Annotated in this window: 11 protein-coding genes; 7 read left to right on the top strand and 4 right to left on the bottom strand. The window is 46.7% G+C overall.

Annotated elements, in window-relative coordinates; genetic code table 11:
* Positions 1 to 25: 25 nt before the first annotated feature.
* Complete coding sequence (locus FHW36_RS06135) at positions 26 to 1,309, bottom strand: DEAD/DEAH box helicase (RefSeq protein ID WP_145663870.1); 1,284 nt, start codon at positions 1,307 to 1,309, stop codon at positions 26 to 28.
* A 140-nt stretch (positions 1,310 to 1,449) separates the two neighbouring features.
* On the bottom strand, positions 1,450 to 1,977 hold the full coding sequence (locus tag FHW36_RS06130; RefSeq protein ID WP_145663867.1) for a YceI family protein: 528 nt from the start codon (positions 1,975 to 1,977) through the stop codon (positions 1,450 to 1,452).
* A 169-nt stretch (positions 1,978 to 2,146) separates the two neighbouring features.
* Between FHW36_RS06130 and FHW36_RS06125 the strand changes: the two genes are divergently transcribed.
* Positions 2,147 to 2,902, top strand: coding sequence for a DUF4184 family protein (locus tag FHW36_RS06125; RefSeq protein WP_145663864.1), 756 nt, complete (start codon positions 2,147 to 2,149; stop codon positions 2,900 to 2,902).
* On the opposite strand, the gene FHW36_RS06120 is transcribed toward FHW36_RS06125, so the two are convergent.
* The gene (locus tag FHW36_RS06120) at positions 2,878 to 3,552 is read right to left on the bottom strand and encodes a hypothetical protein (RefSeq protein WP_145663861.1); all 675 of its coding nucleotides are present in this window, start codon (positions 3,550 to 3,552) and stop codon (positions 2,878 to 2,880) included. The two genes, FHW36_RS06125 and FHW36_RS06120, sit on opposite strands and share 25 nt — an antisense overlap.
* A gap of 36 nt (positions 3,553 to 3,588) precedes the next feature.
* Here FHW36_RS06120 and FHW36_RS06115 point away from each other — a divergent pair, with 36 nt between their 5' ends.
* From FHW36_RS06115 to FHW36_RS06105, 3 genes are read left to right on the top strand one after another with little or no spacing between them, the layout of a single operon-like run.
* Complete coding sequence (locus FHW36_RS06115; protein WP_145663856.1) at positions 3,589 to 4,116, top strand: DUF1697 domain-containing protein; 528 nt, start codon at positions 3,589 to 3,591, stop codon at positions 4,114 to 4,116.
* A 50-nt stretch (positions 4,117 to 4,166) separates the two neighbouring features.
* Positions 4,167 to 4,637 (top strand): RNA polymerase sigma factor, encoded by a 471-nt coding sequence (locus FHW36_RS06110; protein WP_145663853.1) that lies wholly within the window; start codon positions 4,167 to 4,169, stop codon positions 4,635 to 4,637.
* 4 nt (positions 4,638 to 4,641) lie between these two features.
* On the top strand, positions 4,642 to 5,181 hold the full coding sequence (locus FHW36_RS06105; protein WP_145663850.1) for a hypothetical protein: 540 nt from the start codon (positions 4,642 to 4,644) through the stop codon (positions 5,179 to 5,181).
* Here the strand turns inward: FHW36_RS06105 and FHW36_RS30425 are convergent.
* A complete protein-coding gene (locus FHW36_RS30425; protein ID WP_186452318.1) occupies positions 5,178 to 5,399 on the bottom strand; it encodes a DinB family protein in 222 nt (73 codons plus the stop codon). The genes FHW36_RS06105 and FHW36_RS30425 overlap by 4 nt on opposite strands.
* A 71-nt stretch (positions 5,400 to 5,470) precedes the next feature.
* Between FHW36_RS30425 and FHW36_RS06095 the strand changes: the two genes are divergently transcribed.
* From FHW36_RS06095 to FHW36_RS06085, 3 genes are all read left to right on the top strand, one after another.
* Positions 5,471 to 9,541 (top strand): hybrid sensor histidine kinase/response regulator, encoded by a 4,071-nt coding sequence (locus tag FHW36_RS06095; protein ID WP_145663847.1) that lies wholly within the window; start codon positions 5,471 to 5,473, stop codon positions 9,539 to 9,541.
* A gap of 227 nt (positions 9,542 to 9,768) precedes the next feature.
* Positions 9,769 to 12,888 carry a SusC/RagA family TonB-linked outer membrane protein gene (locus FHW36_RS06090; protein WP_145663844.1) on the top strand — a complete coding sequence of 1,040 codons (3,120 nt, stop codon included), beginning with the start codon at positions 9,769 to 9,771 and terminating at the stop codon, positions 12,886 to 12,888.
* Positions 12,889 to 12,904: 16 nt separating this feature from the next.
* Positions 12,905 to 14,578 (top strand): RagB/SusD family nutrient uptake outer membrane protein, encoded by a 1,674-nt coding sequence (locus tag FHW36_RS06085; protein ID WP_145663841.1) that lies wholly within the window; start codon positions 12,905 to 12,907, stop codon positions 14,576 to 14,578.
* Positions 14,579 to 14,668 lie beyond the last annotated feature (90 nt).

Genomic DNA, 14,668 nt, shown 5'->3' with positions numbered 1-14,668 from the left:
TCTTCTCTTCTATTTCTCAGATAAACTATTTCTTCTTCGCCTTCTTCTTCGCTGTAGCCGCGGCACGTTTCTTCACTTTCTTCTGTAATTCGTCCATTTCCTTGTTATGCTGATCGAGCAGCAGTTGCCAGTTATCGTTGGGGATATCTTCGGAGAAGCTGATCGTTTCACGGTAATCATCTTTGTTGATGGTCATCTCCGTAATATTCTTTCCTAAAAATTTCTGGATAGTTTCCAGCATAGGTTTTTCTTCTGTGCTGCAGAAAGACACTGCCTGTCCTTTCTGAACACCACGCCCGGTACGGCCTACACGGTGCACATAGTTTTCCGCCACATCGGGCAGATCGTAATTCACCACATAGTCTACGTTGGGAATATCGATGCCTCTTGCATTTACGTCTGTGGTAATCAATACCTTGACATCGCCCGATTTGAAGGCTGCCATTACGTCGAGGCGATCGTCCTGTTCCTTGCCACCATGCATGGTGATGGATTTGATGCCAATGCGGGTCATAGCTGCCATTACGCGTTCTGCCCGCACTTTGGTGCGTACAAATACAAGGATCTTGCTTTCCGGGAATTCTTTGATCAGTCTTTCCAGGAAGAAGCGTTTATCATCCATTTCCACGTAGGCCACAGCATGACTTACATTTTTGGATACCGGGTCTTTGGGAGATATCTGTATGCGGATAGGATTATTCACTACCGAATAAGCCAGGTCTTTGATATCCTTGTTGAGGGTAGCCGAAAAGAAAAGGGTTTGGTGTTCGCGGGGAATATGTTTAATCACATCGCGGATATCCCGGATAAAGCCCAGGTCGAGCATGTGGTCGGCTTCATCCAGTACCAGTGTTTGGGTGTGGCTCAGGTCTATATGCCCCTGGTTAATCTGATCGAACATACGGCCGGGGGTAGCAATGAGTACATCTACGCCTTTCTCCAGCATTTTTATCTGTGGGCCCTGGTCTACACCTCCTACCAGCGCCAGGATACGGAGATCGGTATATTGCGCAATACCCTGGAACACCTCTGCAATCTGGATAGCCAGCTCACGGGTAGGTACCATTACCAGGCACTTGACCTCGTAAGGGGCCTTGCGGTGACGGCGGTCCTGCTGTTGGAGCCGATGCAGGATAGGAATGGCAAAAGCCGCCGTTTTACCGGTGCCGGTTTGGGCAATCGCCATCACGTCATCCCCGTTCAGAATGGAGGGAATGGCCTTAAACTGTATATCTGTAGGCTTTTTAAAGCCCATTTCCTTCAGACTGTCCTTTATTTCAGCAGAAATATTGTATTGTTCAAATTTCATGGGCACAAAGATAGGATAAAGAAAAGAGCTAAAAGCGGAAACCATACAGCAAAAAGCTATTGTAACGAATGACCAACGCGTTTTTTAAATATCCGTCAGGATCACCCGCTACAATAGCTTTTATTGTATGCTTTCTTATATTATGCTTCTTTAATCAGCTGCACTTCCATATTCAACTTCACTTCATCGCTGAGTACGATACCGCCGGCTTCAGTGGTAGCATTCCAGCGAAGACCATAATCTGCCCGGTGAAGACGGCCTTTAAGCGCAAAGCCAGCCTTGGTTTGACCGTAAGGATCTACGGTAGTTCCGGCATGTACTACGTCCAGTTCAATGGGATGGGTTTCCCCTTTAATGGTGAGCTCACCCAACAATTTATATTGCTCGTCGTCTACCTTTTTTACTTTTTTGGAAACGAAGCTGATCTTGGGATGATTGGCCGCATCAAAGAAATCGCCGTTCTTCAGGTGTTCATCCCTTTGCCTGTTTTGTGTATCAATACTATCCGCCGCCGCTTCGAAGGAAATAGTAGCATCGTGAAAGTCATCACTGTTGGTCAGCATGTTTCCGGTAAAACGGGTAAAATATCCACTCACGTTCGTAATCATGAGGTGTTTAACTTTGAATCCTATTTCGCTGTGTGATTCATCAATTTTCCATTTTGTCATAGCACATTGTTTTTATGTTTTCAAAGACTAAATAAAAATACGTGTTATCACATGGAAAACGTTGGACATTTTACAGGAAATGATGGACAATTGTAACATTAACATTTCTTTATCATGCGGCGATTATTTATTATAGTTTAATTAAATTTATATCCAATTACCATTAAAGATGCCTTTTACGATATCACATGCGGCGATAGTAGCTCCCCTTACCTATGCCCCCCGCAAATACTTGTCTGCTACCGGTTTAATTGTTGGCAGTATGGTACCGGATTTTCTATATTTTATTTTTCTCAATCCCTATTTTAACCTGGGACATTTATGGTGGGGAATTTTCGTATACGATATACCGTTAGCACTGTTGCTGTCGTACCTGTATCATCACAGGGTGAAACCGGTATTACTGCCGTACCTCCCGCAATGGATCAGCAGCAGACTATCGCCCTTTCAGGGTTTCAACTGGCACCGTTATTTCCGGCAACATTATTTTGTGGTGATCTATTCTATCATACTGGGGGTACTGACTCATTTTTTCCTCGACGCTTTTACCCATGAACATGGATTCTTTGTGCGGTGGTGGCCTTTTCTTCAGCAAAATATCACTGTGTTCGGACATACTATCCAAACCTGGTATGGGATGCAATATCTTACTTCTATTGCAGGCTTGCTGATATTGCTGCTCGTTTTCCTGAAAATATCACCGGAACCGTATACTGATACCGCCAGTTGGCCGCAAATTACCGGCTTCTGGTTAACAGTAGGCCTGTTGAGCACCATTGTACTGGTGACCAATGAACACCTGCACTATATTTACTGTTACCGGCTCGATTACCTGGCCACCTTATTAGGCGGCGTTTTCTATGGACTGGTGAGCGCTGTATGGCTGTATAACCGTATTATTTACCCATCCCGGTCGGTTCGATAGCACCATTCCAGGTGAAGGGTGTGCAGTATATGATGATACCGCTGTTCATTGTTGGTACCAGCGTAGATTCCGTTTACCGTACCATCCTGTTCGGTGGTGAATACGATAATATCTTCATAGTCATTGGTGAAGAAGCGCAACAGTTGGTGGGAAATCCCTGTTTGCTCCTGCCAGTTGCCGGTTACCGCCGCTATGTGCTTTGCGGTAAGGTCTTCTTCCAGGTCGGTAAAAGCGGTGTGGGTAAGTCCCCCTAAAGCGCCATTCCACCAGGCCATCGACAACAGGAAATTTTCTGTCGTATCCGAATCCACAAACCAGTCCTTCCGCGCGCTGTCGTACGTGCCATATACCGGTGGGTTGCCAGCCGCCAATTCCGTTTTAGACAATCCCCATAACACCACGCCCTGGTTTTCTTCATAAAATACCAGGTGGTCATCTTCCGAAAAACCCATTTCGTTGAAGGCAGTCAGGCGGTTAAAGCTATCATTGATTTGCCTGTTGGCACCCAGGGAGAGATAATATTCCCGGAGAGTAGCCGGGATACGGATCTGTAAACGTTCTTCCAGGGCTGCCAGCACGGATTCAGGATAACCGTGGTTGTCGGCTTCCGGTAAGTTATATAACTTACGAATAATTTGTAGATAGTGCATGATGCAACAAACTTACAAAGTAAAGTTGAAAACCATATGACCAGGTATGTCGCATTTTTAAGGGCCGTTAACGTAGGCAAGCGTATCATTAAAATGGAAGATCTGCGCCAGCTGCTCACCACAGCCGGCTATAAAAATGTAAGCACCTATATTCAAAGCGGCAATATTATGTTTACCGCCAGCAGCCAGGCAGCTACCTTATCCAAAAAAATGGAGCAACTGCTTCTTCGTACCTACGGTTTTGAAGTGCCAGTCATTATACGGTCGGTAACCGAGCTGGAGGCAGTAGTGGCCCACACCCCTTTCCCCGGTATAGTGCCCGATAAAAAAGTACAGGTGTATATAACTTTCCTGTCGGCGCCGGCAGGCCCCCATGCATCAGAAGTTATCGCTTCGCTGCAATCGGCCGCCGAAACACTTCATATGCATGACACGGAAGTATATACTCTGATCCGGAAAGACCTGGAAACAAAGCCTCTCGATGTGGTAGCCCGGCTCGAGAAAAAGTTGGGCGTACCCTGTACCACCCGCAACTGGGCTACGGTGAATAAAGTAATTTGGTGAGACTGTAAGTTTTTAACCCGGGCTGCAACTAATTCCATAAAATCAGTTTCATGGATAAACAGGCCTTTCTTGCTATCATTACACAACACCAGGGAATGCTGTATAAGCTTTGCCGCCTGTACCGGGATACACCGGAAGACCGGGAAGACCTTTTCCAGGAGATGATTTACCAGCTATGGAAATCGTTTCCCTCGTTTAAGGGCAATGCCAAAATCAGCACCTGGATATACCGCATTGCCCTGAATACGGCGTTGGCCAGCTTCCGTAAGAAACATCTGCCGGTTACTTATACTGATACCTTTCCTGAAATAGCCCAGCCTGATCACGGAGATAACGAACAACAGGAATTGTTCTTTACGGCGCTCAAACAACTCAGCGACGCAGAAAAGGCCATTATTACCTTGTACCTGGAAGACATGAGCTACCAGGAGATCGCCGGTATTATCGGGATAGAAGAGAATTATGTAGGTGTAAAGCTGAACCGGATTAAAAACAAAATCAAAAGCCTCTTAAACTTATAAGCATATGGATCACCTTAAATCTTACTGGGATAATACACCCACCCCCAACAGAAACATCCTGGAAATACAGGCGCTAGCTGAAAAGAAAACATCCCCGGTGATCAGGAGTATCCGCAAGCAACTCACCATAGAAATAGTGGGTTACAGCGCCTTCCTACTGGTATACTACGATTTCTTTGACGGCCACAAAAAGCCACTTTCCCTGAACCTGTTGCTGGTAGCGGCAATGCTATTACTCCTGGCACATAACGCCTTTGGCTATACGCTATCTAAACGTCCTGTATTAGGGGAAAATTTATTGGATAACCTGCGGACGAAATCGTTGCAAATAAAGCAGTACGCAGTGATCTCCATCTCTTCCAAAATACTGGCGATGGCAGGTATATTTTCTTTCTTCCTGGGCATGGGTATCCAATGGAACAATGCCCGCTATGCTGCATTGGCAGCCATTACCGGTATTGTTGCCCTGCAGGGTTTCCTGCTATGGAAAGTATGGGCCGCGCGGATAAAACGTATGAACGCTACTATCGCTGAACTAAGTTAGTAGGTGACATTTTCCACCCTGCCTCTTACAAAGCGTTGATGATTGTTGGTCGCAGAATCCAGCAAATGTCCCAGGATCTCCTGCCTGGACCACTTACCTGGTGCCGGGCGGTGTGTAAAATCAGCATCTTTTATTGCCTGTATTCTTCCAGGTATGCTATCGCATAGACATATTAAGCGTTGTGCAGCTTGCTGTACGGGCATGGTAGTTGGTTTCATTCAAATTTAGCGGTTAAAATCAAAAAAATTCCTGTCTTTTTCAATAGCTTTATGGCCGTTAAAATAAGCCTATGTGTGATGTGAGGAAATGTTGCTTTATTTTATTGCTGATGGTGATTGCCAGTACCACGTTTGCCATCGGTTATCCAATCAGGTATCTCGGTATAGAAGATGGGTTATCCAACAATGCTGTCACCTCTGTATATCAGGACCACAAAGGGTTTATGTGGTTTGGCACTTATGATGGGCTGAACAGATATGATGGATACAGGTTTAAAATTTACCGGAACAAAGTGGGGGATAGCACTTCCCTGGCCGATAATGGTATTTATACCCTGGCCGACGATAGTCATCACCAGCTTTGGGTGGGCGGCAGGCGGGGGGTCAGCGTTTTTAACCCTGCCAGCGAAAAATTTACCATGCCCATGTATCGGCCGGTAAATAGCCGCACGCTACGCAAAGCCAATGAAAATATACATCTTATTAAGTCGGATGAAAACGGGCTTACCTTAGTCGGCACCGAAAAAAACGGCTTACTTGTATTTGATAATAACCTCTATGATGGCCGGCAAATACCTTTGCTCTGTGAAGGTACTACGCTTACCAACTACGAAGTAACCGGGATAAATTTTACGGGGAAATCGGCCTGGGTATTTGTACAGAATATTGGCCTGTGCAGGTACGAAGCTAGTCAGCAGACCTTACATATTATTTCCAGGGAGATCCCGCGGGCTAATTGCCTTAGCGTAAACCAATCCGGCAACCTGTTACTGGGTACGGATACCGGCGTATTCCGGTATATTCCCGCTACCGGAAAATTTTCGGGCAATGCCTTACCGGAAAATAGTAAGATCGTACAGTTGTATACCGACAGAATGGGACTGACCTGGTGTGCTTCCGACGGGAACGGTATCTACCTGATGTTTGGCGCGGATGTTCCGGCACATTCGTTTACCAGTCGCGGTAGCCCTGCGCAGCTAAGCAGCAACTCCGTTTATTCCATTTATGAAGACCGCGAAGGGCGCAAGTGGATAGGCACTTTGCGGGGTGGCATCAATATCCTGGAATCGAGGCGTAACCCATTTGAACTAAATGTATTGAACAGGAACCCCGATGCCAGGGCCATCGATAACTTCATTTTTTCCTTTTGTGAAGAAGACACCAAAGATATCTGGATAGGCACCGACGGCGGCGGATTGAAATACTGGAACCGGGAAACAGGCGCTATTACCTCTTATAGTCACGATGTACATCAGCCACAAGGGATCAGCAGCAATTTTATTACCTCCATCATTCATGACGTTCACCACGACTTGTGGATATCTACCTGGTTTGGCGGGGTAAACCGGTATCGTACTGCTACCGGGAAGTTTGAACATTATGTATGCTTTAATCCGTATACCCATACCGCTGAAAACAATGTGTGGCTGGTATATGAAGACCGGCAGCAACAGCTATGGGCCAGTACCACCAACAACGGCACCTTGTATCGTTTTAATCCCCGGGAAAACCGGTTTGTGCTTTTCGATAGCAGCCTGGTAAACATGCAGTGCCTGGCGGAGGACCGGGAAGGTCAGCTATGGGGCGGAAATTATTCGTCCCTTATCAGGATAGACAGCATTCACCGGCAACATCAGCGTTTTGATATTGGCTATACCGTTCGCTCTATCCACCATGATAAACGCGGCAATTTTTGGGTGGGCACGGATGGAGGTGGCCTCCTGCGCTTCAACCGGCAAACAGGGGCCTATACCCGGTATACGATGACTGAGGGCCTGCCAAGTAATTCCATACTCCGGATGCTGGAAGACAACAGTGGTAATATCTGGATCAGCACCTTCAACGGGCTTTCAAAATTTGACCCGGAAAAGAAAACGTTTCGCAACTTCTCGGCCTCCGATGGATTGCAGAGTAATCAATTCAGCTTCAATGCAGCACTGGTGCTGCGTTCAGGAGAGTTTGCCTTTGGCGGTATTAAAGGGTTCAATATCTTTTACCCCGATAGCGTATATGCAGAAACGGCCATTCCCCCGGTGTGGCTAACCGATATCAAAATCAACAATACCCCGGTGACAGCGCTGAACAACTACGTATCCGGCAGAACCCGGGCGGAAGAGGTGCGGGAAATTACCGTTCCTTACGACAAGGCCACGATCGCCTTCGACTTCGTGGCACTGGAATATAGCTTACCGGATAAAATCAGCTATGCTTACCGGCTACAGGGTTGGGATAATAACTGGAATTATGTTGGCGCCACGCGGACCGCCAACTATACCCACCTCCGGGAAGGCCAATATACTTTTGAGATAAAGGCCAGCAATGCCGACGGGTTCTGGGGCCCGGAAATCCGTACCGTTTCCCTGTTGGTATTGCCACCCTGGTACCGTACCTGGTGGGCCTACCTGCTTTATATTACTACTACGCTTGCCGCTATTTACCTGTACATCCGGTACAAGGCACGGGAAGAACGATTGAAATATGAAATTAAGCTGGCATACCTGGAAAAAGAAAAGGAAAAAGAGCTGAACGAAAAGAAGTTATCGTTTTTTACCAACATTTCCCATGAATTCCGGACACCGCTCACCCTCATCATTAATCCACTGAAGGAGCTGCTGCAACATAAAAATGACCGGGACCTGGGCGTTGTATACCGCAATGCCCGGCGGCTGCTTAGCCTGGTAGACCAGCTCCTGTTGTTCCGCAAGGCCGACCAGGAAGGCGACCAGTTGAAAGTGGCGCCACTGGATATTGTGAACCTTTGTCATGAGGTATATCTCTGCTTTTCACAGCAGGCAAAAATTAAAAATATTCAATATATTTTCCAGGCGCAACCACCAGCCATAGAAATATATGGCGACAGCGAAAAGCTGGAAATTTCCATTTTCAACCTACTTTCTAATGCATTTAAGTTTACCCCTGATAATGGCACCATCATTTTTGAAGTGAGTGGGGAAGACGACGGGGTAACTATTGTTATCAAAGACAGTGGCTGTGGTATAGAAGATAGTGTGGGCAACCGGATCTTTGAAAAATTCCGGCGGGCACAGGATCGAAAGGAATCATTACAAACCGGTTTCGGGATCGGGCTTTACCTGGTAAAACACTTTATAGAAAAGCACCATGGAAGCATCAGCTATGAGAGCAAGGTAAATGAGGGTACTGCCTTCCGGCTTTCTTTGAAAAAAGGAAGCGCTCATTTTGCCGGTAGCCTGTTATTGGAAAGCACCGGGTATAAATCGGCCTTCCTGGAGGAGCTCAGCTCCGACACTATCCTGGATGCACCGGATACTGCTACTGTTGCCCAGGATGCCGATGTCCCTACCACTACCATTACCGAAAAGAAGTCCATCCTGCTGATTGATGATCATGATGAGATCAGGCAATACCTCCAGCAGTTATTCAAAGATAAATTTGTGGTATATGAGGCAGATAACGGTATTGACGGCTTTTCGGCGGTACAGAAATATATGCCTGACCTGGTAATCAGTGATATCCAGATGGAGGGGATGGACGGGGTAGAGTTATGTGCCAGGATCAAGCAAACAGATACCATCAGCCATATCCCGGTGATCCTGCTTACAGGTTCTTCTGCATCCGACACCCGCCTCAAAGGCCTGGAGGGTGGGGCCGACGACTATATTACCAAGCCATTCGACAACGACCTGCTGATGGCCAAGGTGAATAACATTATCAAGAACAGGAACCTGTTACAACAATACTTCTTTGACCGTATTACCCTCAAAAACAGTAATATCAAGGTGCCGGCTGAATACCAGGATTTCCTTAAACGTTGTATTGAGATTATAGAGGCCAACCTGGAGGATGAAACCTTCTCCATTAAAAAGTTTACCCTGGAAATCGGCATGAGCCATTCCAGCTTATACAAGAAAGTAAAATCTATTTCCGGCCAAACGATCAATTCCTTCATCCGGTCGATCCGGCTCCGGAAGGCGGCTGTTTTCCTGCTCAAAGAAAACTACACCATTACCCAGGCCGCCATGCAGGTAGGTATCGGAGACATTAAATATTTCCGGGAACAGTTTGTCAAGCTGTTTGGAATGAATCCTTCCGACTACGTAAAAAAATACCGGCACTCTTTTAACAGGGATTTCAATGTAACGGAAAGCCAGGAAGAGGCATAATACCTCTTTTTCCGCTACTGTATTCACTTTGAGCATAGGGGATGATTTAATACCCCCTCTCAATAATTTACGATTTTACCCCCCTTTTTAAATGATTTACCCCCTCTATGATCTGTGTACCTCATAGTACATTGCGGATAACATAGAGGGCTGGGGGAGCGAAAATCAGTCCATTCAACCAAAATTGATTCGCCAGCATTCCAAATCATTCATTTAAATATTGCGTTATGAAAAAACTTCAATCCGGAACGGACCGTGAGTTATTTGTCCCTTTACGGAGCCAACCTGTTCTTTCTCGTTTATTCTTTCTATTGCTATTATTAATTGCCGGAGGGGCACAGGCGCAACAAGCTGTGGTAACCGGTACGGTGTCTGCCGACAATGCCCCTGTTCCGGGGGTAACCATCCGTGTAAAGAACAAAACAGGGGGAGCATTGACCGATGGCGATGGAAAATTCAGCATCAATGCAGCCGTTGGAGATACCCTGTTATTTAATCATATGTCATATACCGAGCAGCGGGTAGCCATAAAAGGCGGGGCGCCCCTGCGGATTGTGTTGACCGCCCTGAGCAAAACCGTAAATGAGGTAGTGGTGGTAGGATATGGCACCCAAAAGAAAGCTACCCTGACAGGTTCCATTTCCGTGGTAAAGGGAGCTGATATTGTGCAAAGTCCGCAGCCTAACGTATCCAATGCATTGACCGGCCGTTTTTCCGGCGTTATTGCCAACAACCGCTCCGGGGAGCCGGGCTACGACGGTTCTGCGGTAACCATCCGTGGATTAGCCACCACCGGTAATAATGATGTATTGATCGTAGTAGATGGCGTTCCTGGTCAAATCGGGGGCCTCGACCGCCTGGATCCCAACGATATTGAAAGCATTTCCGTATTGAAAGACGCTTCTGCTGCCGTATACGGCAGCCGGGCGGCCAATGGCGTAATGCTCATCACTACCAAAAGAGGTAAAACCGGGAAGCCTGTTATCAATTACAGCTTTAACCAGGGATTTTCCTCTCCTACCAGGTTGCCTAAAATGGCAGATGCATATACCTATGCCCAGATCATGAATGAAATCCAGTATTATAATAACAATGCCGGCGGGATGAATCAGTTTTACACTGCTGAGCAATTACAGAAATTCAAAGATGGTTCCGACCCGGTAAATTATCCTAATACCGACTGGCAAAAGGCTACCCTGCGGAAAACCACTACTCAGAACCAACACAGTCTTTCTGTAAATGGTGGTGGAGAAAACGTACGGTATTATGTTTCCCTGGGTATGATCGGTCAAAATGGATTATATAAAAACGGCGCCACCAAATATAACCAGTACAATTTCCGGTCAAACATTGACGCCGATGTTACCAAACGCCTGAAAGTAAGCCTGTACTTATCCGGTCGCCAGGAAGATCGTCAATATCCTACTACTTCTGCAGGAGACATTTTCCGCGGCATTTACCGGGCCTACCCCACCGTGTTAGACAGATATCCTAATGGCTTGCCTACTACCGGTATTGAAAACAACAACCCGGTGATGCAGGTAACAGATATGGGCGGACTTTCCCGCAATCCTACCCAGGTGTTTAATGGTATCCTGAAAGGATCTTATGCCATTCCTGGGGTGGAAGGTTTATCACTGGATGGTTTCCTGTCGGCCGACAAATCCTGGAATTTCAATAAAACCTTCGCTACTCCATATAAAGAATACACTTTCGATGCGGCTACCAACACCTATGTGCCGAAAATCGTAGGAGGTTCCAATGGTAAAGCATCGCTGGTAGAGCAACAGCGGAATATGTCGTTGCTGACTACCAATATTAAACTGAATTATGCCCGCCGTTTTGGTGCGCACGATTTCAATGCCTTTATTGGTTATGAGCAAAGCAAAAATGCAGTAGATACCCTGAGTGCCGGCCGGATCAACTTTCCTACCCCGCTCACGCCGGAATTGTCGCAGGGAGGCGCTGCCGCTACCGACAGAAGTAACTTCGGCAGCAGCTATAACTTCACCAGGAAAAGCTATTTCGGTAGAATTGCGTACAACTACCTCGAAAAATACCTGCTGGAAGTACAGGCCCGTGTAGACGGATCATCCACCTTCCCCGAAGGCAAACAGTATGGCTTCTTTCCCTCCGTTTCCGCTGGTTGGGTAGTATCCAAAGAGTCCTGGTTTGAGCCGGTGAAGTTTATCAATAACTTAAAACTCCGCGGCTCCTATGGTACGCTGGGTAACGATAATGTAGGCTTGTTCCAGTATTTCGACAACTACTCTTTCTATAACCAATACGTGATTAACGGACAAATTCAAAGTGGTATAGACCTGGTAAAGCTGGCCAACCCTAATATTACCTGGGAAGTAGCTAAGAAGATGGACCTGGGGCTGAATGCTACTTTCCTCGATCACTTCTCCCTGGAATTCATCTATTTTCAGCAGCATCGTACCAAGATACTAACACCGCGTACTTCGCTGACACAGACCTCCGGTATTGTGAATCCATTTGACAAGAACAATCCGCTGGTGCCGGCAGAAAATATCGGTAAGGTAAACAGCCAGGGTATTGAAGCTACCCTGGGATATGACAATACTACCGGTAGCGGCTTCCACTACAATGTTTCCGGTAACGTAACCTATGCCAAAAATAAGATCATCTTCAAAGACGAAGCGGTAGGTACTTTACCCTACCAGCGGGAAACCGGTGGGCCCATGAATACGTCCCTGTTATATAACGCCATCGGCATTTTCAGAACAGCAGACGACCTGGCCAAATATCCTCATTTACCGAATGCCAAGCTGGGCGACCTGATTTACCAGGATTATAACGGCGACAAGCAGATCACCGCAGATGATATGGTGAGAACCAAGTATGGCAACATTCCTGAAATCACTTATGGTATCAACCTGGCAGCCGATTACAAAGGATTTGACCTGTCGGTGCTGTTTGCCGGACAAACACATGTAAGTCAATATGTGCTTCCCGAATCTGGTACCATTGGTAACTTCTACAGCAGCTGGGCTGATAATCGCTGGAGCCCTTCCAATCCTAACGGTTCTTATCCACGTGTAGATGAACGTGCTTCTTCTTCTGTAAATGGTGGTCTCCGTCCGAACACTTTCTGGCTGAACAACGCTTCTTTTCTGCGTTTAAAAAACATTTCCCTGGGTTATACTATCCAGTCATCTGTTTTATCACGCGCCAGGATTGCCGGTCTTCGCGTATATGCCAATGCGTTTAACCTTTTCACCATTACCAAAGTAAAAGACTACGATCCGGAAGGTTTCAGCAACAGTGGACAGTTTTATCCACAGCAACGTATCGTAAACCTGGGTGTAAATGTTAAGTTCTAAACACAAAAATCAAATCATGAAAACTACAAATATATTATACGGTCTGGCTTTAGTGGCGTCAGGTATACTTTCTTCCTGTCAGAAAGATTTTCTGAATGTGACTCCCACCGACAGGATATTGGGAGATGCCGTACTGGCCGATTCTTCTTTATTTGAAAACTATGTCATTAACCGTTACCTGAGCATCAAGTTACAGGATAAAGAAGGGGAAGGCAGTAACCCGGGATTTGGAAGAGGGTTCGAATATGGTTTGTGGAGCTCTATTACAGATGAATCCATTTATAACAACGACGATAATACCTGGCTTGTTCAGCAGGGACAGCTGGCCCCTGAAAACATGGGTATCACCGGTACCATTTGGGGGAGAAGTTATCGTAGCATCCGGGAATGTAACTACGGGCTCAATCACATTGACACCGTAGTAATGAGTACCGCGCATCGTAAGCAGTTGAGGGCAGAACTGCGCTTTATCCGTGCTTACCGTTACCATGACCTGATCCGCAACTACGGTGGTGTTGTGATGATGGGAGATAAGGAATATAGTTTGCAGGATAATCTCAGTGATCCGTCTTTGTTTAACCGGGCTACCTTACAGCAGTCGATGGACTATGTTATATCCGAGCTTACCGCTGCGGCAGCCGATCTTCCTACCGATAACAACAGCACCAACTGGCTGCCCGGCAGGGCTACCCAGGCTGCTGCGCTGGCCCTGAAGGCCCGCTTGTTGTTATATGCTGCCAGTCCGCTGTACAACGTAGGTACCTGGCAGGCTGCAGCTGATGCCGCCAAAGCTGTGATAGGACTTTCCAAATACAGCATAGCGCCGGATTACACACAGTTGTTCCTGAACAGCAATAACAATGAAATTATTTTTGCGCGGCAATTTGCAGTGGGCGCCCGCCACGTATGTCTTGAAATCTCCAATGGCCCTAACGGCTATGGTGGATGGGCCGGCAATACGCCTTTGCAGAATATGGTGGACGCATATGAAATGAATAACGGTAAACCTATTACCGATCCGGCTTCAGGGTATAATCCACAGAATCCGTATGCCAACAGGGATCCGCGTTTTTATGCCACTATTCTCTATAACGGCGCCTCTTACCGCGGATCTACCATACAAACTTTTACGCCAGGGGGTAAAGACAGTAAGGATGGTCCTTCCAACTGGAATGCTTCCAAAACAGGTTATTACCTGCGCAAATTCCTGGATGATAAAAATCCTATCGACAACCCATGGGATGTAGCGGGGTTACAGCCCTGGATTTACATTCGTTATGCAGAAGTATTACTGAACTACGCTGAAGCGCAAAATGAAGCGGTTGGTCCGGATGCCAGCGTATATAATGCTATCAACCAGATCCGCCAGCGCGCCAGCGTGCATCAGCCGGCATTAACACCAGGGCTTTCCAAAGACCAGATGCGCGACGCTATCAGGAGAGAAAGACAGGTAGAGCTGGCCTTTGAAGAGCACCGCTTCTATGATGTTCGCAGGTGGAAAATTGCTACAGTTACCGAAAATATACCTGCTTATGGCATTACCATTACGGCTAACGGCGGCGCCTATACTTATGCAAGGAAAGTAGCCCTGGATAACCGCTTATTTAAAGAGGCCAACTACTGGTTACCAGTTCCAAGAGCAGATATACTGGCCTCCAATGGCACCCTGAAACAGAACCCTGGCTACTAGTCATGATAAGTTTCAGACAATAGCATGAATCCAACAGGAGCAAAGCATCTGTAAAGTAGTAAGGTAGCAGCATCAGATTTGGAAAATAAT

It is taken from the genome of Chitinophaga polysaccharea, from assembly GCF_007829335.1.
GTDB classification, from domain to species: domain Bacteria; phylum Bacteroidota; class Bacteroidia; order Chitinophagales; family Chitinophagaceae; genus Chitinophaga; species Chitinophaga polysaccharea_B.
The sequence above is the reverse complement of the archived record's forward strand: the minus strand, read 5'-3'. Positions and strand labels throughout refer to the sequence as shown.

What these genes read in the sequence shown, in the direction of transcription:
- FHW36_RS06135 (WP_145663870.1), bottom strand. Translation starts at nt 1,309, where the DNA reads ATGAAATTTGAACAATACAATATTTCTGCTGAAATAAAGGACAGTCTG.
- FHW36_RS06130 (WP_145663867.1), bottom strand. Translation starts at nt 1,977, where the DNA reads ATGACAAAATGGAAAATTGATGAATCACACAGCGAAATAGGATTCAAA.
- FHW36_RS06125 (WP_145663864.1), top strand. Translation starts at nt 2,147, where the DNA reads ATGCCTTTTACGATATCACATGCGGCGATAGTAGCTCCCCTTACCTAT.
- FHW36_RS06120 (WP_145663861.1), bottom strand. Translation starts at nt 3,552, where the DNA reads ATGCACTATCTACAAATTATTCGTAAGTTATATAACTTACCGGAAGCC.
- FHW36_RS06115 (WP_145663856.1), top strand. Translation starts at nt 3,589, where the DNA reads ATGACCAGGTATGTCGCATTTTTAAGGGCCGTTAACGTAGGCAAGCGT.
- FHW36_RS06110 (WP_145663853.1), top strand. Translation starts at nt 4,167, where the DNA reads ATGGATAAACAGGCCTTTCTTGCTATCATTACACAACACCAGGGAATG.
- FHW36_RS06105 (WP_145663850.1), top strand. Translation starts at nt 4,642, where the DNA reads ATGGATCACCTTAAATCTTACTGGGATAATACACCCACCCCCAACAGA.
- FHW36_RS30425 (WP_186452318.1), bottom strand. Translation starts at nt 5,399, where the DNA reads ATGAAACCAACTACCATGCCCGTACAGCAAGCTGCACAACGCTTAATA.
- FHW36_RS06095 (WP_145663847.1), top strand. Translation starts at nt 5,471, where the DNA reads ATGTGTGATGTGAGGAAATGTTGCTTTATTTTATTGCTGATGGTGATT.
- FHW36_RS06090 (WP_145663844.1), top strand. Translation starts at nt 9,769, where the DNA reads ATGAAAAAACTTCAATCCGGAACGGACCGTGAGTTATTTGTCCCTTTA.
- FHW36_RS06085 (WP_145663841.1), top strand. Translation starts at nt 12,905, where the DNA reads ATGAAAACTACAAATATATTATACGGTCTGGCTTTAGTGGCGTCAGGT.